The 23,867-nt window shown below is 55.0% G+C and carries 18 protein-coding genes; 13 read left to right on the plus strand and 5 right to left on the minus strand.

The features are described from left to right. The coding region (locus F3H12_RS01980) for a transposase family protein (RefSeq protein WP_149677676.1) at positions 1 to 287 on the minus strand (287 nt) is incomplete at its 3' end. Between the two features lie 296 nt (positions 288 to 583). Here F3H12_RS01980 and F3H12_RS01985 point away from each other — a divergent pair. Genes F3H12_RS01985 through F3H12_RS01995 form a run of 3 tightly spaced genes read left to right on the plus strand, consistent with a single transcriptional unit; the run spans position 584 to position 3,734 of the window. Beyond that, positions 584 to 1,318 carry an ABC transporter ATP-binding protein gene (locus F3H12_RS01985; RefSeq protein WP_149677677.1) on the plus strand — a complete coding sequence of 245 codons (735 nt, stop codon included), beginning with the start codon at positions 584 to 586 and terminating at the stop codon, positions 1,316 to 1,318. Further along, positions 1,315 to 2,526: an ABC transporter permease gene (locus F3H12_RS01990; RefSeq protein WP_149677678.1), complete on the plus strand. Its 1,212-nt coding sequence runs from the start codon at positions 1,315 to 1,317 to the stop codon at positions 2,524 to 2,526. The genes F3H12_RS01985 and F3H12_RS01990 overlap by 4 nt, the downstream gene beginning before the upstream one ends. Further along, complete coding sequence (locus tag F3H12_RS01995; protein WP_149677679.1) at positions 2,523 to 3,734, plus strand: ABC transporter permease; 1,212 nt, start codon at positions 2,523 to 2,525, stop codon at positions 3,732 to 3,734. The genes F3H12_RS01990 and F3H12_RS01995 overlap by 4 nt, the downstream gene beginning before the upstream one ends. Positions 3,735 to 3,825: 91 nt before the next feature. Here the strand turns inward: F3H12_RS01995 and F3H12_RS02000 are convergent, their stop codons facing one another. Next, positions 3,826 to 5,676, minus strand: a complete 1,851-nt coding sequence (locus F3H12_RS02000) for a zinc ribbon domain-containing protein (RefSeq protein WP_188118322.1) — start codon at positions 5,674 to 5,676, stop codon at positions 3,826 to 3,828. A 362-nt stretch (positions 5,677 to 6,038) separates the two neighbouring features. On the opposite strand from F3H12_RS02000, the gene F3H12_RS02005 reads away from it, so the two are divergent. Both F3H12_RS02005 and F3H12_RS02010 read left to right on the plus strand, forming a co-directional pair. Next, a complete protein-coding gene (locus F3H12_RS02005; protein ID WP_149677681.1) occupies positions 6,039 to 10,469 on the plus strand; it encodes a phosphodiester glycosidase family protein in 4,431 nt (1,476 codons plus the stop codon). Between the two features lie 209 nt (positions 10,470 to 10,678). Continuing rightward, positions 10,679 to 10,858, plus strand: coding sequence for a hypothetical protein (locus tag F3H12_RS02010; RefSeq protein ID WP_149677682.1), 180 nt, complete (start codon positions 10,679 to 10,681; stop codon positions 10,856 to 10,858). Positions 10,859 to 10,867: 9 nt separating this feature from the next. Here the strand turns inward: F3H12_RS02010 and F3H12_RS02015 are convergent, their stop codons facing one another. The 3 genes from F3H12_RS02015 to pulA form a co-directional block, all read right to left on the minus strand. Then, positions 10,868 to 11,818, minus strand: coding sequence for an aldo/keto reductase (locus F3H12_RS02015; RefSeq protein WP_149677683.1), 951 nt, complete (start codon positions 11,816 to 11,818; stop codon positions 10,868 to 10,870). Between the two features lie 24 nt (positions 11,819 to 11,842). Continuing rightward, positions 11,843 to 13,453, minus strand: coding sequence for a spermidine synthase (locus F3H12_RS02020; RefSeq protein WP_149677684.1), 1,611 nt, complete (start codon positions 13,451 to 13,453; stop codon positions 11,843 to 11,845). A 139-nt stretch (positions 13,454 to 13,592) separates the two neighbouring features. Further along, positions 13,593 to 16,130 carry a type I pullulanase gene (gene pulA, locus F3H12_RS02025; RefSeq protein ID WP_188118323.1) on the minus strand — a complete coding sequence of 846 codons (2,538 nt, stop codon included), beginning with the start codon at positions 16,128 to 16,130 and terminating at the stop codon, positions 13,593 to 13,595. A gap of 245 nt (positions 16,131 to 16,375) precedes the next feature. On the opposite strand from pulA, the gene hisZ reads away from it, so the two are divergent. The 8 genes from hisZ to hisA all read left to right on the plus strand — a co-directional run bounded on the left by hisZ (position 16,376) and on the right by hisA (position 23,779). Beyond that, positions 16,376 to 17,596: an ATP phosphoribosyltransferase regulatory subunit gene (gene hisZ / locus F3H12_RS02030; protein ID WP_149677686.1), complete on the plus strand. Its 1,221-nt coding sequence runs from the start codon at positions 16,376 to 16,378 to the stop codon at positions 17,594 to 17,596. Then, on the plus strand, positions 17,593 to 18,231 hold the full coding sequence (gene hisG, locus F3H12_RS02035; RefSeq protein ID WP_149677687.1) for an ATP phosphoribosyltransferase: 639 nt from the start codon (positions 17,593 to 17,595) through the stop codon (positions 18,229 to 18,231). The genes hisZ and hisG overlap by 4 nt, the downstream gene beginning before the upstream one ends. A gap of 189 nt (positions 18,232 to 18,420) precedes the next feature. Next, positions 18,421 to 19,710, plus strand: coding sequence for a histidinol dehydrogenase (gene hisD, locus F3H12_RS02040; protein ID WP_149677688.1), 1,290 nt, complete (start codon positions 18,421 to 18,423; stop codon positions 19,708 to 19,710). A gap of 76 nt (positions 19,711 to 19,786) precedes the next feature. Beyond that, positions 19,787 to 20,851: a histidinol-phosphate transaminase gene (gene hisC / locus F3H12_RS02045; RefSeq protein WP_149677689.1), complete on the plus strand. Its 1,065-nt coding sequence runs from the start codon at positions 19,787 to 19,789 to the stop codon at positions 20,849 to 20,851. Between the two features lie 51 nt (positions 20,852 to 20,902). Further along, the gene (hisB, locus tag F3H12_RS02050) at positions 20,903 to 21,487 is read left to right on the plus strand and encodes an imidazoleglycerol-phosphate dehydratase HisB (RefSeq protein WP_149677690.1); all 585 of its coding nucleotides are present in this window, start codon (positions 20,903 to 20,905) and stop codon (positions 21,485 to 21,487) included. 68 nt (positions 21,488 to 21,555) lie between these two features. Beyond that, positions 21,556 to 22,446, plus strand: coding sequence for a phosphoribosylaminoimidazolesuccinocarboxamide synthase (locus F3H12_RS02055; RefSeq protein ID WP_149677691.1), 891 nt, complete (start codon positions 21,556 to 21,558; stop codon positions 22,444 to 22,446). Then, positions 22,443 to 23,072, plus strand: a complete 630-nt coding sequence (hisH, locus tag F3H12_RS02060) for an imidazole glycerol phosphate synthase subunit HisH (RefSeq protein ID WP_149677692.1) — start codon at positions 22,443 to 22,445, stop codon at positions 23,070 to 23,072. Before F3H12_RS02055 ends, hisH begins: the two co-directional genes overlap by 4 nt. Next, positions 23,069 to 23,779 carry a 1-(5-phosphoribosyl)-5-[(5-phosphoribosylamino)methylideneamino]imidazole-4-carboxamide isomerase gene (gene hisA, locus F3H12_RS02065; RefSeq protein ID WP_149677693.1) on the plus strand — a complete coding sequence of 237 codons (711 nt, stop codon included), beginning with the start codon at positions 23,069 to 23,071 and terminating at the stop codon, positions 23,777 to 23,779. Before hisH ends, hisA begins: the two co-directional genes overlap by 4 nt. The last annotated feature ends 88 nt before the right edge of the window (positions 23,780 to 23,867 follow it).

A 23,867-nucleotide genomic window follows, 5' to 3' on the forward strand; every position in this document is an offset into this window, starting at 1 on the left:
CTTGGCAGGAAAGGTACCTCTTCATAAAACCTTTTATTGCATGAAGGACATACATAGCGTCGTTTCCGCAGATGTATGAAAGTATAGCTTCCAAACGAAGATATATCCTTAATTTGTTGTTCTCTGTAATCGTGAATCTTGTCCGTAGTCCGACCACAGCGGGGACACTCATGGGCTTTTCGCTTCATTCTCATATAAATGTGGAACTGATTGTCCTTTCTTTCTGCGAAGGTAACGGTTACATCTTCAAATCCAATAAATTCTCGCGTATAATCTTTGTAGAGCATGGTTGATTCTCCTTTAAAATGTTGGATTGGGTAACTTCATTTTACTAGAGAATTCACTCCATGCTCTCTTTGTTTGCAAAAAAATGTTGGAGTTCCGAAGTGTTCTGTCCCTCGGCACCCCAACATTTATTATAGAACCATGTTTTATAGTAAAACGGCTGAAAAGCCGTTTTTTTTTGTCGCATAAGCCAGGGAACGAGGGAAAATTTCTGTTTGGTAATGGCAGCGCATATGGTGTAGAATGGCATTATGGCAAATAGTTGCCCGTAGCAACCAACCGATGCTTTGGAGGAACAATGAATACCAATTCCTTTATCTCAGTCAGGGAAGTAACAAAAAGATACCGCAAAAGGGTCGCCCTGGATCGTGTAAGCATTGAAATCAACAAGGGAGAGGTGTTTGGCCTGATAGGTCCCAACGGGGCCGGCAAGTCCACCTTCATATCCCTTCTTGCCACTATCAACAGGCCTGATTCAGGAGATATCCTGGTGGAGGGCAAGAGCATCGTCAAGATGCCGGGGAAAATACGCAGTCGGATTGGGTATGTTCCCCAGGAGATAGCCCTGTATCCCATGCTGTCGGCATATGAAAACCTGGATTTATGGGCCGGCATTTACGGGCTCAAAGGGCAGCAAAAGAACCAGCGGATCCGGGCGGTTTTGGAATACCTGAGGCTCGGGGACAGGGCCGGGGACAAGGTGGCAACCTTTTCAGGCGGCATGAAGCGCAGGCTGAACATAGCCGCATCGCTGCTTCACAAGCCCGACATTCTGATCATGGATGAACCGACGGCAGGCGTGGATATCCTTTCCAGAACCACGGTTGCGGATATGATCAGGAGTCTGAAAGCGAATGGCTGCACCATTATCATTACCAGCCACTATATCGACGAACTGGAGCTTCTGTGCGATCGGCTGGCCATCCTGAACAAGGGGGTTCTGCTCCATACAGGAAATCTGGAATCCATCCTGGAGAAGACCGGCAAAGAAAGCCTTGAAGCGCTCATGCTGAATCTGGAGGAGATGCGATGAAGGCTTTTCTGTCCATACTTAAGAACGATGTCAGAATCGTCCTGCGGGACGTAAAAGCATTATTGCTGCTTTTGCTCATGCCCGTCCTGGTGATCAGCATTTTTGCAAAAGCACTTGGCCCCCTGTTGGACAAAACGGTCTTTGTGGAACCCTTCAGCATTGCCGTTGTGGACAAGGAGAATTCCGTGTGGACCGGCGTTTTGGCCGCACAACTGAAGAAGCTGGAGATTCTCGATAATATCTACAAAACAGACGAAGAAGAAGCCAGAGAAATGATACGAAGAAATGAGGTGGCCGCGGCCATCGTCATCCCTGAAAACATCACTGCCAGCGTGGACCGCTGGGAGCCCGAGCAGGGGAAGGTTATCGGAAATAGCCTGCTGCACCTGGAGTCACAGCTGATTAAGAACGTGGCCGTGGTGGGCTCAGCAGCGGTTTCAGCCGGCCTTGCCGAGCTCTATGCCATCAGGGACTACGAACAGAGGGCAGGCATTGATCCGGATCAGATCTACCAGGATCTGGTCAGTGCCAATGAAGAGTTTATCAATACCGTGCTGGCCCGAAAGGAAGTCTTTACAGAAACCAGGCTGGATGCATACGGGGTCAGCGCGATTGAGCATTATGCCGCATCCCTCCTGGCGGTTTTCATCATGTTCGCATCGATCCCCTGTATCAAGCTGCTGGCGCAGGAAAGAAGCCTGGGTATATCGACGCGCGTTATTGCTGCGCCGGCAGGCGGGTGGCAGTCCATCAGCGCCAAACTGCTCCTTTCGGTGGGGATCTCCACGGCTCAGTTCCTGGTGGTGGGCCTTTTCCTTAAACTTTCGGCGAAAGGCATTGGCCGCATGCAAATCGGCCCGTTCATTCCCGTGTTTCTTTGCACCACTGTGGCGGCTGCTGCATTTTCCATGCTGATCGCATCCTTTGCCACATCGCTGGCCTCAACGGACCTGATTGCCAACCTGTCCATCCTGTTGATGGCCATAATCGGTGGAAGCGTTTATCCGCTTACATCCCTTCCCGCCTTGTGCAGGGATTTGAGCATGCTTACCATAAACCGCTGGTCGGCTGAAGGCTTTCTGGCTGCCCTGGCCGGCGGGGATGCCGGCGGAATCTCCGCCAGCTGCAAGGCGCTGCTCGCCCTGGCGGCATTATACTTTGCCGGTGCCGTTCTGGTTCACCGGCTGAAAAGGAGGCGGCTGGCATGAGATTCCTGGTTGTCTTTAAAAACCGCATGCGAATCATCCTTTCGGACAGGATGTTTATCGCCGCCATGCTGATCATCCCGATCGTTCTGGCCATGATCATGGGTTATGCCCAGCGGGACGAAAAACTGGGCTATGTGCCCCTGGCCGTCGTGGATGAGGATGGAAGCGCCCTGTCAAAGGCGCTTATCTCCGGCATCTCCCAGAAGGAAGGCCTGAAGGTGATCGAGGTTGAAAACCGCAAAATGGCAGATACCCTGCTTAAAAACGAAGAAGCCGAAGCGGGCGTGTTCATCCTTGAAGGCTTTGAAGCCGCCATTCTGCGCGGTAAGACCCAGGGCATTCTGGAGCTTGTCAAATCACCCACGACAGTTTCCACAGAGCTCATCAAGGAGATCGTGGCCGCCGAAGTGTTGCAGCTGAGAGCCGCAGAATATGCCTATGACTGGATCACCAGGCGCTATGAGGAGAACGGGGTGGGAAACAAGGTAACCCGCGAGGAGATATGGGCCCATGTGGAGAGCTATTTAAAGCCGGTTCCGCCCATGACCATCCTCTATGAGGAGATAGAGGGAAGCCCGGTGTCTTTGGAGGATGTGTCCATCCCGCCCTATGCGGCGGCATCCGCCGGCGTGTTGGTGCTGTTCGTCATGCTGACCCTGATATTCGGCAGCGGCTGGGTCTGCGAGGAGCGGTCCAACGGTACCTTGAACCGCATCTTCTCTTCGCCCGGTTCGCTCCTTTCGGTCTACCTGGGAAACACGCTGGCCCTGTTTGTGCTCGGATTTTTTCAAACCCTTCTTTTTGTGGTCATCCAGCAAATCGTCTTTGATATCACCATGCTGACCGGATTCAGTTCCTGGCTGGTCATGATGGCATACATCCTTTGTGCCGCTTCCGTCAGCATGCTTTTGGCTTCCCTTTTCAGAACCGCTGCCCAGCTCCAGGCTGTGGCCCCGGTCTTTTCCATCATCACCGGCCTGATGGGGGGATGTCTCTGGAACCTTGCGGGAATACCCAGGGAACTGGTGCCCATCACGCGCCTGACCCCCCAGGGATGGGCTTTGTCAGCCATTACAGCGCTCTATGCAAACCCCGATGAATGGAATTATGCCATGCCCGCCATCAGGGTGTTCCTGGCGGCGTCGTTGATTTTGCTGACCGTTTCCTACCTTCTGCTCCGGCTTGGCCGGAAAGACAGTGCAAGCTAGATCGGGCAGGTCCTTGTGACAGCAATAAAGCCGGCATCCGTGCCTGGATGCCGGCTTTTCTATAAGCCTGAGAGGCTTAAGGCGCTTGGCTTCAGAACAGGTACTGGGCCATGCTTATGATATTGCCGAGGGTTTCGGCAATCTCCTCGATGTAGGCTTCCAGGTCCTCCCTGGTGGCTGTGCCCAGGTCGATGGCATTGGCCACCCAGTCGGGTGTTTTTACATTGATATCATATTGGATATAGCTTTCAAGGCCCAGGGTGATGTTGGTGCGCTCCGATGAAGGAGACAGCTGTCCGCCCATGGACAAATCAATGGTTCCTTCAATAATGACGGGGAAGCCGTTCTTGTTCCTGGTCTCGGTGGTATCGGCCGAAATCGTCAGGCTGATGCCGTCATTGTAAGGCAGCTCAAAATCAACGGAAGCATCGATCAGGCGCTTGATCTTGTTGGAGCCTTCGGGATCCTCGTTGGATTTATAGACTATCCTGAAGATGCCGTCATCACCGTCGTCCAGCTTCACATCGAATGTTACGGCGAGATCCGAGGTATCGCTTGCCTTGTCATATTTCTGATCGATATCCAGATACATGGCTACGCGCTCATAGCCGGAATCGCCCTCAAAACTCAGCCGCATCCTCAAATCATCACCATCAATCACATTTTCAAAGGTGATCAGGATCTCCTCATCGGTTGAGGTCTGCGGGATCTCAAGCTCATACTTCACCACATCGTATCCCCGGATATAAATCCTGATGATGGCTTCCTCGGGGAACATGTCCTTGCTGAGAGAACGCTTGGCGGTATTCAGGAGCGTGCGTATCTGGGATTTGCCCAGGATCATTTTCATATCCATACCCGGCAGATTTTCTGCCAGTGCCGGGTTGCCGGCGGATAGGATTTCAAGGAGCTTTGAAACCTTGCCAAAAACGGCATTATACAGGGCTTCGTCTTCCGCCATGGTGTCCAGCAGGGATTTTACCAATTCCAGTTGTGCCTTCTGATCCAGGGTGATGGTGACTTCCTGGCAGCGGATCTCTTCTCCGAAGAGCTCGGTGGTTTTACCCCTCCTGATGGACATATCGCCGCCGCTTGTGGCGTTGACAAGGAACATGCCGTATGTATCCAGCAGCTTCTTGAGATCCTTGCGGTCGATCTTCAGTTCCTGGCGCAGATCATAAGCAAGCCAGGGATTGATGCCTGCCAGGGGCTCCAGTGTTGAGGTGTCAAACGAATAAGGATAGAGTTCCGCCAGCCTGGAAAGATCCTGTAACCTGCCGACAATACCTTTCTGGCTGAGTTCGGGCAGGGCAACACCCATCCTGTCGTTGTCGAAAAAGCCGTTCAGGGAGATGAGGGGGTTGTTCAGATAGTTCAGGCTGAGGGTGAAGTTCTGTTTCTTGTTGGGGATATCGGCTTCCGATATGGCCTGAATGGTAACATTGCTGATGTATCCGCCCACAAGGTCTGCCATTTTCTCATCCAGCCCGAGTGCTGTCAGAAGACCAGGATCCAGTTTGAAGTTGATCTTCGTGTCGGCTTTGACGGGTGTATTCAGCAAATAATCCGTTTCTTTCTCGCTTCGGTCCAGTGACTGTTCAATATAATTCCAGGTCTTTTTCAGGGTATTGGACTGGGCATACTGCAAAGTCATTTTGGCTGGCAGGAAGGTATGGTAGCCAAGAACCGTCACGCCTGCAAGCAAAACCACTGCGGCCAGAACGATAGCCGTAATCTTGAGGAAAAGTCCTTTCTTGCGTGGCTTTGGAGGTTCGGAAACGGTTTGAGGATAATCTGCGTAAATGTTGGGCGTTACCGGAGCTGCCTGCTCACTGGTGCTGCCGGTTGCCGGAGCAGCCTGGTCTGATGCCACCGGGGAACCGCAGGCATCACAGAACCTGGCATTCTGCACCAGCTCTTTGCCGCAATTTGGACAATACACTATCATCATCCTTTCAAATCTTATTCTCTCTAGCCCGTGTTACAGATTCCCGACACGACTACCTATATTTTATCACCCTGGAATTCATTCCGGCTACTCACAAGTTGATAATGGCAGAATTCTTCTCTTTACGGTAATGCTGCCGGCCTATGCGGGGGAGGGGACAGCCCCCCTGGGAAGAAGCGTCCGGCGGCAGGCCGGTCTTTATGGGCTCATCCGGAATACCGGGGCCGGTGCGCCTGTAACAGAAAGGAAACAGACTGTTAACATAAATAACCTATCCTCTGGGGGGAGAATGTGCTAAACTTTTCATAACCGGTTACCAACATTATCATCTTACCTGTTTATCGGGGGGTTAGTACATGAGAAAAAGCAAGCAGAGGGTTACAAAGGCTGTATTATCCTTTCTGATCTGCATTTGCCTGGTTTTCCCGTTTACCGAAAGTCTGTATGCCTATACCAACGGTAACGGTATGGGCACGATGGTGTTCAATGAGAGAAGGGAAATCGCCCAGGGCGTGTTTCTGGATACCTGGGTGGGCAAGACGCCTTCAGGAACGCCTAAACGGGGATACACCATCTCATTCAACCCCAAAACCTCTGATGCCCAGGCGCTGACCTTTTTCGGGAATACGGTCGGCGGTCGGGCAACCCTGTCCAGAATGATTGCGGAGGCCGAGGCGCAGGGTTATACCGTGATCGGCGGCATCAACGGCGATTTCTATAACCTGAGCAACGGCGTGCCCATAGGGCTGATGATTAAGGACGGCAGGCTGATAAGCAACAACGCCTCCAAATGGGGCGCTATTGGCTTTAAAAAGGACGGCTCTGTCGTCATCGGTTTTCCTTCCCTTGAGATCAAGGCCGTACTGAGTGACGGCCAGGAATTTGCCATTGCCAATTTCAACAAGGCCCAGGGCGACTGGGGGCCTTACATGTATACTTCGGATTTCGGGCAGACAACCGGAAGCAGCGTGCCCAGCCTGGAGGTCGTTGTCGATATCAGCACGGGTACACCGGCCCTGGGCAACATGCTGATCGGTACGGTTTCAGCGGTCAATGCCAACGCCATGGCCACGCCCATCGGAAAAGACCAGGTGGTCCTGTCCGCCCGGCACGGCAAGAATGGCGAGTATGCGCTGAGCCAGCTTAATGTGGGCGATGCCATCGCTTTTTCTTTCAGGGATCCCGAGGATCAATGGACCGATGTCCAGCAGGCCATCGGTGGCGAGAAAATCCTTCTGAAGGACGGCCAGATCCCGGACGGTATTCCCACCAGCGATGTGAACCCCTACACGGCTATCGGTGTGAAGGCCAACGGCGAGGTCGTCCTCCTGCAGGTGGACGGCAGGAAGAACGGGCACAGCTTCGGTATCTCCAGCATGGATGCGGCCAAATTCCTGCAGGATCAGGGCTGCATAAACGCCATTTCCCTTGACGGCGGCGGTTCTTCCACCATTGCCGCGCGCATGCCCGGTGATACTTCCCCCAAGGTCCTCAACAGTCCATCCGACGGCAGCGAGCGGGCCAATTCCAATGCCCTCCTTCTGGTATCCAAACAGGCGATCCGGATAGGCAACGGAGAGGCCAGCCCGTCGCAGCAGCTCAAACGCTTACATATCTACCCGGGCAAGACATTCATGCTGCCGGGTTCAACACTTAACCTCTCGGTTAAGGGAACGGACGAGTACTTCTTCCCTGCAGCCATTCCCGGAGAAGTCGAATGGCAGGCTAAAGGCGGAAAAATCCAGAACGGGGAGTATACGGCGCCCGATACCCCCGGAACCTATCAGATAACGGCACGATACGGGGATGCCGTGGGCAGTGCTACCATTGTGGTGCTGTCGCCCAGCCAGATAACGGGCATCAGGCCCAGCGCCTACAGTTTTAACATCCTGCCCGGCACGTCCCAGAAAATCACCCTGATGGCCCAGCTGGATACTGTCCCGGTGGCAGCCAACAGCCGGCTGGCCCAGTGGAAGGTTGAGGGCAATGTGGGCTCCATTACGAAGGATGGCGTATTCACGGCCGCCAGCAATGCAGAGGGTCAGGGAACCATTCAAGTGACCCTGGGCAAGCAGACGGCAAGCATTACCGTATACATCGCCCAGCCTCCCGTGGTGCTGGAAGGCTTCGAGAACGGAACGGCGTGGGGTACAACAGGCGTGCGCGTTGCCTCCCACAGGGCCCGGATCGTGGAAGATCCCGACCTGGCGGCATTTGGCAGCAAGGTGCTGCGGCTCGACTATGACATGACCCTGGCTGCCGGAGTGGAAAAAGGTACGGCGGGTGTCTATGCCTATCCGCTTGGACCCGACGGTACCAGTGCCACCATCGTGCTTGACAAGACCCCGACGGCCATCGGCATGTGGGTATATGGCGACAACAGCAAGAACTGGCTTCGTGCAAGGCTCAGGGACGGCAAGGGAGAGACCTTTGACATCAACCTGACCTCCGAATACAGGCCGGACACCGGAACCGGAGGTATTGACTGGACGGGTTGGAAGTATGTCGAGGCTGCCATCCCCGCAGGCAGGGAAGGCCCGTTTACCCTGGAACTGCCTGTCCGACTCATGTGTTCCCGCGATGATATGCGCACCAAAGGCACCATCTATATCGATCAGATCCGTGCCATCTACGGAGCCAAGAGCGACGATCTGGTGCCGCCCTCCGGAACCATTCAGGCTCCTGCGGACCAGGCTGTTTTCCAGGCCGGAAAAGTGGAGTTCAAGGCCCAGATTACCGATAACAACGCCATTGACAAGAACAGCATTCAGCTCTTCCTGGACAACGGAAGGGTGAATGATGTGAAAATAACTGAGATCCCGCAGGGATACCAGGTGGAGGCCCAGCTTGGCGCAAACGTTCCGCTTGCCGACGGACTCCATGTGGCTAAGCTGAGGTTTACCGACAAGTTTGGCAACAACGGATCCAAGGCGGTTACCTTCAGGGTCAGCACCGGCGCTCCCGAGGCTGTTGCGACAGTCGGCGAAAGCGATACGGTTGTGGGAGCTTATGATTACACCGTCAGCATCAAAAATCCCAACACCCTGAAGAAGCTGTACCTCAGTTTTGCCTATGACAAGGATAGTGTGGAGATAGTGGATGCCGACACCAAAACGCCGGGAATCCAGGCCGAGCTTGAAGACTGGATGAAGAACGGCAAGGTTGTCCACAACGTTGTGGATACGGAGAACGGCAGGATCATCATCGAAGTCGAGAACCTGAATGCGGCCACCAGGGAACCTGAGCTTAAGGCGGTTACCATCCGCATGAGGCCCAAGGAATATACCGCTGCGGACCCCGATCTCACCCTGGTGCTTGGCGCCATGATTGTGGGCCAGAACAAGGGCGGTTCCACCTTCAGCCTTTCCCCTGCAGTCCAACAGCAGGATTACGACCTGATTCTGAAGGTGGACGGCTTCTCCAGGGGGAGCATGACCGAGATCCGGGTCACCGACAAAGAGGGCAACCCGGTGGAGAATGCCCGCATCTACTATAACGGGATGATGGAATTCCATATCCTGACGACCGATAAGAACGGCCTTGCCCGTTCCGATGTGTTTACCGATATGGCGCCGGGCAGCGTGGTTTCCCTCCAGGCTGTCAAGGACGGTCTGTTGAGCAACATCTATCGCTTCACGGTCAGCGAGCCGGCTTCCGGTCTGGAGATCCAGAAGCTGAGCATCGCCTTTGACGACAGCCCGTCGGCCCTGAAGTTCCATTACCTGACGCCGCCTGATCAGACAGGCACCGTCATTCAGATTGTTGAGAAGAGCAAGTTTACCGGAACCTTCCAGAACGCGTCCGCATTCAATGGGCAAGACAGCGAAGGCTATATCCTTGACGGCGGGCGGCTGGTTACGGTCCGTTCCCATACGGTGAGCGTAAAGGGCCTGAAGCCCGGCGTGGCTTATGTATACCGCTTCAGGGACAGCGTCGGACGGGCCAGCGAAACCTATGAACTGGTTTGGCCCAATACCGGTAAAACCTATTCCTTCCTGTTCCTGACCGATCCGCAGGCCTATAACGCGGCAGGCTATTCGCTCTTCGGCAATGTCCTGCAGCGGGCCTACGCGGTTGCCGAGAATCCTGCCTTTGTCATCCTGGGCGGTGACATGGTGGACAGGGGCGGGAACAAGTCCCAATGGGATATGTTCTTCGGTTATTCATTCAACGTGTTGTCCAGGCTGCCCATGATGGCGGTTCCGGGCAACCATGAGACCTATGACGATACCGATCTGATCAATTACCGTGCCTACCTGGCCTTACCGGAGAACGGACCTTCGGGATATGCGGAAACCGCTTATTCCTTTGAGACCGACGATGCCCTGTTCATGGTTCTGAACACGCAGGCCAGCATCCAGCCCCAGCTGGAGTGGATGCAGAAAAAGGCGGCTTCATCCAATAAGAAGTGGAAGATCGTCGTGATGCACAGAGGATTGTATGCGGGATTCTATAACGAGTCCGAGCTCAGGAATGCCATTGCGCCGGTCATGGATAAACTGGGCATCGATCTGGTGCTCAACGGTCACGATCACCTGTATCTGCGCACCACCATGAAGAATGGCGTAAAAACCACTCCCGGCAAAGGTACCACCTATATCACCGGGGGAAGCTCGGCAAGCAAATACTACGATGCTGAAAACCGACCCTGGACGCAGGTGCTGTTTGACGACAACAAGCCTGTATTCACCGTGCTGAAGGTGCAGAAGGACAAGATTTCGGTCACTTCATACCATGTGGATAACGGGAAAAACGTGGTCCATGACAGGTTCGATATTACCAAATAGTCTATAGGGCTGCAGAAATCTCTGCCGTCATATAGAATAGCTTCTCAAGGGATCCATGATGAGAGCAGGCCGGATTTTCGGAAGAAATCCGGCCTGGACTCCCTTTGGACGCATTCACAGATGATATGCCCGCACCTGGGCCAACCATGAACGGAATGATGAGCGGATGAATAGAATGAACCAGGTCCAGTGGATGTGGGTATGCCATCATGACAAGGGATAGAGAAATCAGTCCGGAACTTCTGGGAGTGTATGCCTCCCTGATATTTGCCATAGGGTCGCTCATTACCCTGGCGGCCTCCATCATCAGCTACCGTAACAGCAGAAATGCCCGGGTTCCAGAAAGCGCTGAAGTGGCCGGGGCCGGAGTTCCCCTGATTATCGGCTGACGAGTCTGCCTAGACCATCCGTATGGCAAACTGGTTGCACGAGCTGACGCAATAACCGCAGGTCAGGCACTTGTCTTCCCGGATGACCGAAACCCCGCCTTCCTCCTCTATGACCTCGTTGGGACAGGTTGTCCGGCAATTTCCGCAGTTGTTGCACAGGACTTTCACCACGATGAATCGCTTTTTGTTCTGTGCCGCGGGACGAACATCCGTGTCGTTCAGTTCACCATTGAAATACCGGATATTGTATGTAAGCTCCTCACGGCTCACCATGCCCATGGCCACCGAGGCGATCCCCGGGATGCTCCGCACGTAGGACATGGCCTGATCATATTGGTCTATGAGCGTTCCGCCGCCCAGGGCCTTCATGAGGTACACGCCCTTGCCGTTGGCTATGCAGGCAGAGATGGCGTCCTCCATCTCTTCCCTGGTCCCGTGCAGGATGCCGATGCCATTGAGGTTGAGGATGGGAAAGATCACGTCCATATCCCTGTTTACGGCAGCTGCACGGACGGCCCTGACCGAATGGGTGCTGATGCCCACCGCCCGGATGACGCCTTTTTCCTTCATGTCCAGCAGGCATCTGATCGCATCTGCCCGCTGGGTGAAGACCGATTCGTCGATTCTGGCGGCGTGGACCAGAAAGATGTCAATGGTGTCCACATCGAGCTGTGTGCGGGCTTCCTCTACGGCCTTCTGCATCGCTTCGTAACTGGCCGCTGTGGACTTGGTGGCGATGATCGGCCGGACGCCGGTTGCCTTCATGGCCCGGCGGATGGGTTCGTAGGTCTGGTACATCTGGGCGGTATCAATGAAGTTGATGCCTGCCCTCAATGCCTCTGAAAGGATTTCGGTGCATTCTTCCACCGGGATGTTCTTCTGGAGCGGGCCAAAAGGAAGCGCGCCGAAACAGAGCTCCGTCACATGGAGATCGGTATGGCCAAGCCGATTTTTTTTCATAATCCGTCAGACCCCCTCTTCATATCATTCAAGCATTTCCAGGATATCTTTCAGACCCTTGCCTTTCATATAGGAACGGTAGTATTCCAGTTCCTGCTCAACAAGCCGGTTGAGGGATTTCTGTCCCAGGACTTCCACCGGCGCCAGATCATCGGTGAGGATCAGGTCGGATGCCTCAACTTCCCTGATATTGTTGCCCACATACCTGGAGATGGCATAGAGATCGTGATCCTCCGCGATAGCGGTCTGGGTGTTCCGCGCATAGTTTTCCGGCATGTTGTCAAGATCGCTGACAAAAAGTACCGAGTTGGTCACATTGATGAGATCCACGCGGTAAACGCTTTTAAAGCAGTTCTTTACCGTTCCGGCCAGGTATTCGGGCACACCCGTAAAATCGCCGGATTTCATGTTGATGTTGACGATGAGGATACCGCCGGGTTTCAGGTGCTCCTTCACTTTCCGGAAAAACTCCTCCGTGGACATATGAAAGGGTACGGTGATGTCCTGGTAGGCATCCGCCAGGATGATATCGTAAAGCCCGGCATTCCCGGTGTCCAGAAAGCTTCTGCCATCGTTGATATAGATGGTGGCCTCATCCGGTTTAAGTTCAAAATATTCGCCGGCGAGCCGGGCGATTTTTTCATCGATCTCCACCGCATCGCAGGATGAATTGGGGAAATACTTCTTGAGCTGCTTGGAGTAGGTGCCGGTTCCCAGGCCCAGCACCAGCACGTCCAGGTCCTTGTTAAAAGAGGCCTCCTCCATAAAGAAGGGAGCCATCAGGGCGTATTCATAGTAATAGCCGGACAGGGAGCCGTCCTTCTTGTAGATGGACTGGACGCCGAAAGCCACGTTGGTGGAAAGGATGACCGAATCCTCGGTTTCGGAAACCTGGAGGTAATTGTAGAGGGATTCGCCCTCATAGATGATATTGGTCTTCCAATAGGCGAAGGAATCCTGGAAGGGCATCAGGAGAAAAGCCAGAAGCAGGATGGTTGTCACAATGTTTTTAATCCGGCGCTCCCTGCGGAATATGAAGTAGAGAACGCAGACCACGTTCAAAAGGAAAGCGAACAGGAAGAAGGTTTTGCCGGTTCCGATGGTGGGAATGGTGACAAAGGTGGGGATGAAGGTGCCAATAATGCTTCCGATGGTGCCCATGGCATAGATCTTGCCGGCGGTCTTGCCGCTGCTTTCCATATCGTGTATGCCCAGCCTGACAAGGTAGGGGGACACCATGCCCAACAGGGCCATGGGAAAAGCGAAAATGACCAGGCAGGAAAGGGCGGAACCTGCTACCACAAACTGGCCGCCGGGAACAAAGAGCAACAGAAGTCCTATGATCCCCGATATCAGGTATTTGCCCACAAAAGGAATGGCGGCAATCCAGAGGGAGGCTATCCAGATGTAGAAATACAGCCGTCCAAGGCTTTTATGCTTGTCCGCAAGCCTTCCTCCCAGCATGTTGCCTATGCTCATGGAGATCATGATGAGACCGATGATGACTGTCCAGACGATCTGCGAGGAACTGAAATAGGGCGCAAGCAGCCTGGAGCAGGCCAGCTCGACGGCCATGACCGTCATGCCGGACAGAAAAGATGTAATATAGAGGATCAGGTTATTTGGTTTGCTCATGTGCATCATACCTTTCCCAATGGTGTCTTTTCGCGTTTGATTCTATCTTAACACGTCGGAATGGGCCATGCCACATCAAATTTGGACAGCCCCACCGCTGCCGGTATGAATGCGTGTCGGCATCGGGCAATAGATGTTGTCAGACAGCGCCGGCATCGTCATGGAAAAGGATCATGGCGGCTCTGGGCGGCACTGTGACGGAAGGATCCCGGACCGTATACAGGATGTCCGTGCCGGCCCGGTTTGCATCGGCCACCACGTGCCAGGGCCCCGGAAGGGGAAGGACGATGGTTTCAGGTTCGGTTCCCGCGTTGATGGCCACCAGGATGGTTTCCCAGGGATCCCCGTTGGCGTGGTGGTTCAGGATGAAGACGATGCTGCTCTCCCTGGACGGCAGAAAATGCAGGTGCCTTCTGATGTCATCCGCCAGGACCATCCTGAAAGCGGGATGGCTCCTGCGCAGGCGAATCAGTCCCTGGTAGTATGCGAAAACCGGGCGATATTTTGATTTGTTGCTCCAGTCGATCTGGTTGATGGCATCGGGCAGATTGTATGAATTGTGTTCCCCGTTTTTGGAGCGCATCATGTCGATGCCCAGCATGAGGAACGGGATGCCCTGGGCCGTGAGCACAATGGCGCCTACCAGGTTGACCAGCTTCATGTACTCATTGTCGTCCAGATCCGGCCTGCTGGCGCGCAGCTTGTCGTACAGGGTCAGGTTGTCGTGGGAAGCCGCATAGTTAACACAGTGCCAGGCATGGCCCGCCCAGGCAAAGCTGTTGTAAATGATGCGGGAATAATCGATGCCGTGATGGAATACCGCCCCGGCGATGCCGAACTTGACGCTTTCCTTCATGTAATAATTTCCCGTGATGAACCCGGTCTGATGATGGTGGAAATTGTCCCCCCTGATGCCGTCCCGGGTGTTATCATTGAAAAAGCCGATCCGTTCCAGTTTGGGGGCGTTGGTTTTGGTGGCGGCCAGGGAACCTTCCAGCAGGGACGGGCCGCCGGTCCAGCCCTCGCCGTATATGAGAATGGACGGGTTGATGGTATCCAGTTCCCTGCGAACCAGGTTCATGGTTTCAACATCGTGCAGCCCCATCAGATCGAAGCGGAACCCGTCTATCTTGTATTCCCGGGCCCAGTATTTCACCGAATCCACAATGAATTTTCTGACCATGGACCTTTCGGAAGCGGTCTCGTTGCCGCACCCCGAGCCATTGGAATACCGGTTGTGCCGGTCGGTGCGATAGTAATAGCCCGGCATGATCTTGTTGAAATCCGACTCGGCAGTCTTGTAGGTATGGTTGTAGACCACGTCCATGACCACGCCGATGCCGGCGTTCTTCAGGGCCAGGATCATCTGCTTCAGTTCCCGGACCCTGACGGCGCCGTCCTCCGGGTTCGTGGAATAAGAACCGTCGGGGACATTGTAATTGACCGGATCGTAACCCCAGTTGTACTGGGGCTCATCCAGCCTGGTCTCGTCAACGGTGAAGAAATCAAAGATGGGCATGAGATGGACATGGGTGATCCCAAGCTCCGCAAAATGGGAGAGACCGGTCAGTTCACCCTCCGGCGATTTGGTTCCGGTTTCGGCAAGGCCCAGGAACTTGCCCCGCATCTTTATGCCCGAGCTCTCATGGATGGTAGCATCGCGGATATGCACCTCGTAGAGCACCGCGTCGGTTGGGTTTTTCAGCGTGACATGCTTCACCTTATCCCAGCCCGGCGGATTGGTTTTGCTCAGGTCCAGGATCATGCTGCGACGCCCGTTGACGCCCGATGAACGGGCATAGGGGTCTGCCGCTTCGAGGGTCATGCCCATGACGATTACCGTATATGTATAGTATTTACCGGAAAGATCCCCGGGGATCCTGGCGACCCAGGTGCCCTGCAGGTCGCGCACCATGGGCTCCACGGTCTGCAGGTTCGGGCCCGAACCCTTCTCGAAGATGTTGACATAAACGGCCGTTGCGATGGGAGACCAGACCCGGAAGATGGTGGCCTCAGGCGTCCAGGTTGCCCCCAGATCGTCCCCGGTATAGGTGAACTTCTCCTCGAATTCCTGGGTGTCGTAGAGCATCCCGTAGGCTACCGCACCGATGCGGAACCCCGGCTTGACCACCATGTAGGAGCTGCCCAGGACCATGTCCTCCTCAAGGGAAATGACAAACTCGCGGGCACCCCGGATTTGGGTCACATGCCGGATGGGCACCTCAAGGCCGTTCTCAAGCACCTTGAAGGGTTCCTGGCTTAACGGGGCCGTGGCCGGGGCCTGAAGCTTCACATAGATCTCCCTGAAGTTCTGGAACACGGCTGTTTCAAAGCCCGGTGTCAGGCAGAGATCTTCCTCGGAATACATGATTTCGATGGTGTCCTGCACCACATAGATATCCGCCGTGCCCGTCCGGGCCTCCTCGCTGATATGGAAGTACCGGTCGATATGGAGATCCCTCTCATGCCAGCCGCCACGGCGCAGAATGATACCGGCCCGATCGCTTTTGAAGGAAGAAACGTCGATCTCGGCCACCATCGCAATCTTGCCGGGCTCCTGATTCAGCCTTTCCTGGTACTTGAAGCTGTAAAGAGAGCCTTCATGACCCATTTCCCACAGCCATATGTCCCAGCCTGTATAATCCTGATCATATCTGTAATAATGTATCCTCAGCATGGTATTCTTACCTGTCTGTCGCCTGTTTAGCCGCATGAGCCTTTTGAAAACCGAACCTTTGGCTGCCGGCCCGATCGCCCTGCGCCCATACGGCCCGGTCGTCATTCCTATTATAACCTGACATTTCATCCTATGCACAAATTCATTTTGAGAAAAAACTTGACGCAGGTCCTGCAGGTCAGTATAATGAATACATCAATGATGTATCACTTTAAAGAGATGAAGTATTAAAGGGGTTATGCGCCATGAAGCGGTGGAGCATCTATACGCCGGAAGGCGTACAGGATATCCTGTTTGAACAGTGCCGGATCAAAAGAAAGCTGGAAGCCGGATTGAGAAGGCTTTTCACCAGCTATGGCTTTATTGAAATGGAAACGCCCACCATTGAGTTCTATGATGCCTTTGGCGGGGAGATCGGGCTTATCCGGCAGGAAAGCATGTATAAGTTCTGCGACGGGAAAGGCCGGCTCCTGGTCCTGCGTCCCGATTTGACCATTCCCATTGCCAGGGTTGTGGCAACCAGGGTCAGGGAGGAATCCCTCCCGCTCAAATGCTGCTACATAGGCAATACTTTCTGCTTTGACGAGCTGGGAGGGGGAAAACAGAACGAGTTTACCCAGGCCGGCGTTGAGATCCTGGGCATCCATTCGCCGGAGGCCGATGCGGAGGTTATCTCCATGGCGGTCAAGGCCGTTAAGGCCTGCGGCCTGGAAGATTTCCAGATCGATATCGGCCAGGTGGATTTCTTCAAGGGCATCATGGAAAAATCCGGACTGTCCCCCGACGAGGTGGAAGAGGTACGGGAACTCATCGACAGGAAGGACTTTGTGGCGGTGGAACAGGTCATGAACCGGCATGAAGTCAGCGACGACCTGAAAGCGCTCATCCTGGATCTCCCCCGCTTGTTCGGCAACAAGGATATCCTGGCGGGGATCAGCAGGGACCCGATTGGTGAAAAGGCTTCGGCGGCCCTTGACTACCTGCAGAAAGTGCTGGACATCCTCGAGGACAGGGGCATGGGCCGGTATGTGTCCATCGACCTGGGCATGGTCCAGAGCCTGAACTACTACACAGGCATCGTATTCAGAGGCTATACCTATGGGGTGGGATTCCCCATCCTGAGCGGAGGCCGGTATGACGGCCTGGTTTCAAAGTTTGGCAAGGATTGTCCTGCCACCGGTTTTTCCATGGGGATCAACATGATCATGATGGCACTGGAACGACAGGGCCGCATAGAAAACGGCGATTGTCAGGGTATCCTGATTACTTACGAGGAGGGTGCCCGCAAATATGCCGATGCCTATTGCGAAAAGGTTGTTGCGGAAGGCGGGATCGCCGAGCTGGACATCGGTATGGGCGGCCTCGAAGCCTGCCTGAAATATGCCAGGGCCAAGGGGCTTGAAAAGGTTCTCCTGTTCCGTGCCGATGGCAATTTTGAAACGTTTGAAAGGAGCACGGATCTATGAGATATATCACCATCGCGCTGTCCAAGGGACGGCTGACCGAATTGTCCATCGATCTGCTGGAAGGTGCCGGACTGGATTGCTCCGAGCTGAAGGAGAACTCCAGGAAGCTGATCCTTTCCGATGAGAAGAACAAGGTGCGCTTCTTCCTGGCAAAGCCGGCCGATGTCCCGGTCTATGTGGAATACGGGGCGGCGGATATCGGCATTGTGGGCAAGGATACCCTGCTGGAAGAGGGGCGTGACCTGTATGAGGTGCTCAACCTGGGCTTTGCCAAATGCAGGATGTGTGTTGCCGGACCCAGGGAACTGGAAGGAAAGATGGACAGCATCACCATCACCCGCGTGGCGACCAAGTATCCTGAAATCGCCCGGAACTATTTCCGGCATAAGCGCAGGGAGTCTGTTGAAATCATCAAGCTCAGCGGTTCGGTGGAGCTGGCCCCGCTGGTGGGCCTTTCGGAGGTTATCGTGGACCTGGTGGAGACCGGAAGGACCCTGAAGGAAAATGGTCTTGTGGTCCTGGACACCATTGCCGATATCAGTGCCAGGATGGTCGTCAACCGGGTGAGCATGAAGATGGAGAATGAGCGCATCCGAAGGCTCATCGACGCCATCCGCGCGCAGTTGAAGGAATAGAGGAGAGAGGCAGGCGGTGTGAGGTTGGCTGTCATTGCGAGCGGAACGAAGTGGAGCGCGGCAATCTCTCAATACTTTACAAAAGGCCATGGAAGTAAGTGAGATTGCTTCGTCGGCTCTGCCTCCTCGCAATGACAAGATAATTGAACGGGAGACATGATGTGTGCCCTTTATAAAGGAGGTTTCACCATGAAACTGTACGAATACGGAAAGGATAGCCTGGAGCCCTTGTTTGAAGCCCTCAACCGGCGCAGCCCGGAGGGGCGGAAGGATGTTGAGGAAAAGGTGTCGGAAATCCTTCGCAACGTCAAGGAACGGGGCGACGAGGCGCTTCATGAATATACGCTGAAATTTGACGGGGTATCGGTTGGAAGCCTGGAGGTCTCCAGGGAGGAAATGGAGAAAGCGAAGGCCGCAATAGACAAGGGTCTTTTGGAGGTCATTGAGCGCTCGGCTGCCAATATCCGGGCTTTCCATGAAAGGCAGAGGGAAAACTCCTGGTTTACCACCTGGGAGGACGGAACCATTCTGGGTCAGAAGGTGACCCCCTTAAGCCGTGTGGGCGTCTATGCGCCGGCCGGAACCGCCCCCCTGCCGTCGTCCGTGCTCATGGATAGCATTCCGGCAAAAGTGGCCGGTGTGGATGAAATCATCCTTTGCTCACCGCCGCAGAAGGACGGAAAGGTCAACCCCATCATCCTGGCCTGCGCGGTGGTTGCCGGAGTTGACAGGGTGTTTGCGGTGGGCGGGGCCCAGGCCGTCGGCGCCATGGCCTTTGGTACCCAAACCATTCCCAGGGTGGATAAGATCGTAGGACCGGGCAACATCTATGTGGCAACGGCCAAGAAGCAGGTTTATGGAATCTGCGGCATTGACATGATCGCCGGGCCCAGCGAGGTGCTGGTGATCGCCGACGAGACGGCCAACCCGGATTTTGTGGCGGCAGATCTCCTGTCCCAGGCCGAGCATGACGTACTGGCCTCCGCCATCCTGGTGACCACCTCGAAAGCCCAGGCAGAGGCCGTGCTGAAGGCCATAAAAGACCAGACCGAAAAGCTGGGACGCAATACGATCATCGAAAAATCCCTGGAAACTTATGGAGCCATTGTGGTGGTGCCCGGCCTGGAGGAAGCCGTGGAGATATCCAACCGCATTGCGCCCGAGCACCTGGAGATCAACACGCGGGATCCGTTCTCCCTGCTGTCGGGCATCCGGAACGCCGGAGCCATCTTCCTTGGTGAGTATACGCCCGAGCCGGTGGGTGACTATTATGCCGGTCCCAACCATACGCTTCCCACCGCGGGGACTGCCAGGTTCTTCTCGCCCCTGGGCGTTTACGATTTTGTCAAAAGGTCCAGCGTCATCAGCTTCAGCCGGAAGGCCTTCATGGAAGCAGCGCCCTGGGTGGCTTCCTTTGCGGATGCCGAAGGTCTTCAGGCCCATGCCGAATCGGTGCGGATCAGATGCCGGAATGCCTGATGCGCCGACCCAATGATTGTGCAAAAAGGACCGACCGTCCTGCGGGGGCGGTTCCATATAAAGGAAGGGAATCCGCATGAGCAGATTTTGGAGTGAAACAACGAGAAACATAACCCCCTATGTTCCCGGTGAACAGCCCCGGGACAAGATCCGGATAAAGCTCAATACCAATGAAAACCCTTACCCGCCGTCACCGGGAGTGCTTGCGTGTTTAAGGGAACTGGCCAACGAGGACCTCAGGCTCTACCCCGATCCGGACTCCCGGGAACTCTGTGAAACCGTAGCGGATTATTACGGCTTATCCGCCGAACAGGTATTCCCCGGAAACGGCTCCGACGAGGTGCTGGCCTTTTTGTTCCAGACCTTCTTCGGTCCCGATGACCTGATCGCCTTTCCGGACGTGACCTACAGCTTTTACCCGGTTTATGCCAGGCTCTATGGCATCCCCTACCGGGAGATCCCGGTGAGGGAGGACTTCTCCATCGATTTTTCCGGCTATCCCGGAGAAGCCAAGGGCATCCTGTTTGCCAACCCCAATGCGCCCACCGGCCTTTATATCCCGCCTGCGGAGATTGAGGCACTTCTCAGGGCAAGGCCGGACACCCTCATCGTGGTGGACGAGGCCTATGTGGATTTCGGCAACCAGTCGGTGGTTCCGTTGGTCAAAAAATACGACAACCTGCTGGTGGTACAGACCCTGTCCAAATCCAGGGCCCTTGCGGGGATGCGGATCGGCCTTGCTATGGGCCATCCGGAGCTGATCGAGGGCCTGAACCGAATCAAGAACTCCTTCAATTCCTACACCATGGACCGGCTGGCCCAGGCTGCCGCCATTTGCGCTTTCCGGGACGATGCGTACTACCGGGAGATCAACGGCAGGATCATCCGGGAGCGGGAAAGGTTCAAGGAAACCCTTCGCGGCATGGGGATCCCGTGTACCGACTCCAAGTCCAATTTTGTGTTCGCAAGCCTTCCCGGCCTCAAGGGGCCCGACGCCCTGAGGCTTCTCAGGGAGCAGGGCATCCTGGTGAGAAATTTTGCGGGTAACCCTAGGATCGCGGATTGGCTCAGGATAACCATTGGCACAAAGGAAGATATGGACAGGGTGGTTGAAGCCGTCAAAAAGATCATGGAACGGTAATGGCGCCAATGGTATAATGATAAAAACTTGACGAATTTCGGGGTGAGTCTGATGAGAAGAGCGGAAGTTGCCAGAAAAACGAAGGAAACCGATATCAGGCTTGTGTTGAACCTGGACGGCGAGGGAAGGAGCAACGTCGCATCGGGAATTGGTTTTCTGGATCACATGCTGTGCCTGCTGGCGGGGCATGGGCGCTTCGACCTGGAACTGAGCTGCACAGGGGATTTGAATGTGGATTCCCATCACACCGTTGAAGATATCGGCATTGTCCTGGGAAAGGCCATTTCCGAAGCCCTGGGCAGCCGTGAGTCCATCAGAAGGTACGGCAGCGCGCTGATCCCCATGGATGAGTCCCTGGCCCAGGTGGCCCTGGACCTGTCCAACCGGCCCTTCCTGGTCTTCAATGTGCCTTTCAGCTGTCCCCGGGTTGGCGAAATGGATACCGAGATGTTTGAGGAATTCTTCCGCGCGCTGGCCGTCAATGCCGGCATGACCCTGCACATCAGCCTTCTGCACGGCAAAAACAATCACCATATGATAGAAGCCGTGTTCAAGGCCTTTGCAAGAGCCCTCAGGGAAGCGGTAACCCCGGATCCGTCCATAAAGGGCGTCTGTTCCACCAAGGGTGTGCTTTAAGGAAGAATGACATGGACAAAATGTCCGCTCTGCATAAATAACCATACTTCAAGATGGAGGCTGACAAGATGCTGATACGAGACACAAGTTTCATTCAGTTGCCCGTGTTCATCAAGGGCAAGGTCAGGGATGTGTATGAGGTCGGGGACGATATGCTCCTCATGATCGCAACCGACAGGATATCCGCTTTTGATGTGGTGTTCGACGATCTGATACCCAATAAGGGCAAGGTGCTCAACAGCCTGTCCGCGTTCTGGTTTGAGTACTTAAGCGATATCATCGGGAATCACCTGGTAACCACCGATGTTTCCGAATATCCCATGGGGCTTTCCAAATTCAAGGAAGAGCTCCAGGGGCGCTCCATGCTGGTCAGGAAGCTGAAGATGGTGGAGGCCGAATGCATCGTCCGGGGCTACCTGGAAGGTTCCGGGCTCAAAGACTACAAGGCCACCGGCGAGATCAGCGGCATCAAACTGCCGGAGGGGCTTCGCCAGGCCGATAAGCTTCCCGAGCCCATATTCACCCCTTCCACCAAGGCCACCGAAGGCCATGACATGAACGTTTCCTATGAGTACGTGGAAAAGAAGATCGGCAAGGAGCTTGCGGCGGAGCTCAAGGAAAAATCGCTGGCCCTCTACCGCAAGGCATCCGAATATGCCCTGAGCCGGGGCATCATCCTCGCCGATTCCAAGTTCGAGTTCGGCATCCTGGACGGAAAGCTCGTGGTGGCTGACGAACTGTTCACCCCCGATTCCTCCAGGTTCTGGGAACTGGCCGACTACAAACCCGGGCAGCCTCAGAAGAGCTTTGACAAGCAGTACCTCAGGGAGTACCTGGAGACCCTGGACTGGAACAAGCAGCCGCCGGCTCCCAAACTGCCCCAGGATGTTATCGAAAAAACCGAAAAGAAATACATAGAAGCATACGAACGCATTACGGGGAAGAAGTTTGAACCATGATCGCCATTGTGGACTATAACGCAGGAAACATAAGGAGCGTCCAGAAGGCTTTTGAATACGCAGGTGCCTCCTGCCTGGTCACCTCGTCACCGGACGAGATCCTGTCCGCCGATGGGGTGATCCTCCCGGGGGTCGGAGCCTTCGCGGACTGCTTCGGGAATTTGAAGGAGAGGGGCCTGGACCGGGTGGTCCGCCAGTGCCTGGAAAAGGGGATGCCCTTCCTCGGGATATGCCTCGGCCTGCAGATGCTGTTTGAGTACAGCGAGGAAAGCGGAACCGAGGGCGGCCGGGCAGAGGGCATGGGCATCTTCAAGGGTTCGGTCAGGCAATTTCCGCTGGATATGGGACTAAAGGTGCCCCAGATAGGGTGGAACAGCCTTGAGATGGCCAGGGATTGCGTCCTGTTTGAGGGACTGCCCCCCACGCCCTATGTCTATTACGTTCATTCCTATTATGTGGATGCTGAAGACAAATCGCTGGTGGCGGCCCGTTCCCGGTACGGCATTCTGTATGACTCGGCCATCGCCCGGGGGAATATCTTTGCCGTGCAGTTCCATCCCGAAAAGAGCGGCGATGTAGGGCTTGTCATCATCAGAAATTTCATGAAGGTGGTATATGGCGTATGACGATTTATCCGGCTGTGGACATAAAGGACGGCAGATGCGTGCGCTTAAGGCAGGGCAGCTACAGCGATATGACGGTGTTCGGGGATGATCCGCTCGAAATGGCCCTGCGCTGGCAGAAAGCGGGCGCGCGTTTCCTTCATGTGGTGGATCTGGACGGCGCCAGGGGTCGGGGAAGCATCAACCGGGAGCTTATCGGGAGAATCATCAAGGCCCTGGATATCCCTGTTCAGACCGGAGGCGGCATCCGGACCATGGCGGATATCGACGAGGTCCTGTCGCTGGGGGCGGCCCGAGTCATCCTGGGCACCTCGGCAGTCAGGGATCCCGAGCTGGTGGAGCAGGCTGTTGCCAAATATGGAGGCAGGATTGCCGTAGGCATAGATGCCAGGAACGGCCTGGTGGCCATTGAGGGCTGGGAACAGACCAGCCAGCTCACAGCCGTCGCGTTTGCCAGGAGAATGGAGCGACTGGGCGTTGAAACCATCATCTACACCGATATCGCCAGGGACGGCATGCTGACCGGTCCAAATCTTGAGGCCATGGGTGAGATGCAGCGTTCCGTTTCCATGGCGGTTATCGCCTCGGGCGGCGTCAGCAGCATCGATGATCTCATCCGGCTCAAGCAGACCGGTGTGGCCGGTGCCATTGTCGGCAAGGCCATATACACCGGCGCCATTGACCTTGAGGAAGCGCTGAAACGGGTATGACAGGCAGGAGGCATGCCGGCCGGAGATACATCGGCCCATAAAGGCCTCCTTCTTTTGCAGTCCTTGCAGAATGAATGGGTAAAGGTGG

The sequence above is a fragment of the Thermoclostridium caenicola genome (genome assembly GCF_900142095.1).
Taxonomy (GTDB): domain Bacteria; phylum Bacillota; class Clostridia; order DSM-8532; family DSM-8532; genus Thermoclostridium_A; species Thermoclostridium_A caenicola.

Bases quoted from the DNA above. Each gene is read 5' to 3' on its own strand.
- F3H12_RS02005 (WP_149677681.1), top strand. From the start codon at position 6,039: ATGAGAAAAAGCAAGCAGAGGGTTACAAAGGCTGTATTATCCTTTCTG.
- F3H12_RS02020 (WP_149677684.1), bottom strand. From the start codon at position 13,453: ATGAGCAAACCAAATAACCTGATCCTCTATATTACATCTTTTCTGTCC.
- hisA (WP_149677693.1), top strand. From the start codon at position 23,069: ATGACGATTTATCCGGCTGTGGACATAAAGGACGGCAGATGCGTGCGC.
- hisH (WP_149677692.1), top strand. From the start codon at position 22,443: ATGATCGCCATTGTGGACTATAACGCAGGAAACATAAGGAGCGTCCAG.
- hisD (WP_149677688.1), top strand. From the start codon at position 18,421: ATGAAACTGTACGAATACGGAAAGGATAGCCTGGAGCCCTTGTTTGAA.
- pulA (WP_188118323.1), bottom strand. From the start codon at position 16,130: ATGCTGAGGATACATTATTACAGATATGATCAGGATTATACAGGCTGG.
- F3H12_RS01995 (WP_149677679.1), top strand. From the start codon at position 2,523: ATGAGATTCCTGGTTGTCTTTAAAAACCGCATGCGAATCATCCTTTCG.
- F3H12_RS02010 (WP_149677682.1), top strand. From the start codon at position 10,679: ATGACAAGGGATAGAGAAATCAGTCCGGAACTTCTGGGAGTGTATGCC.
- hisB (WP_149677690.1), top strand. From the start codon at position 20,903: ATGAGAAGAGCGGAAGTTGCCAGAAAAACGAAGGAAACCGATATCAGG.
- F3H12_RS01990 (WP_149677678.1), top strand. From the start codon at position 1,315: ATGAAGGCTTTTCTGTCCATACTTAAGAACGATGTCAGAATCGTCCTG.
- hisG (WP_149677687.1), top strand. From the start codon at position 17,593: ATGAGATATATCACCATCGCGCTGTCCAAGGGACGGCTGACCGAATTG.
- F3H12_RS02055 (WP_149677691.1), top strand. From the start codon at position 21,556: ATGCTGATACGAGACACAAGTTTCATTCAGTTGCCCGTGTTCATCAAG.
- F3H12_RS02015 (WP_149677683.1), bottom strand. From the start codon at position 11,818: ATGAAAAAAAATCGGCTTGGCCATACCGATCTCCATGTGACGGAGCTC.
- F3H12_RS01985 (WP_149677677.1), top strand. From the start codon at position 584: ATGAATACCAATTCCTTTATCTCAGTCAGGGAAGTAACAAAAAGATAC.
- hisZ (WP_149677686.1), top strand. From the start codon at position 16,376: ATGAAGCGGTGGAGCATCTATACGCCGGAAGGCGTACAGGATATCCTG.
- hisC (WP_149677689.1), top strand. From the start codon at position 19,787: ATGAGCAGATTTTGGAGTGAAACAACGAGAAACATAACCCCCTATGTT.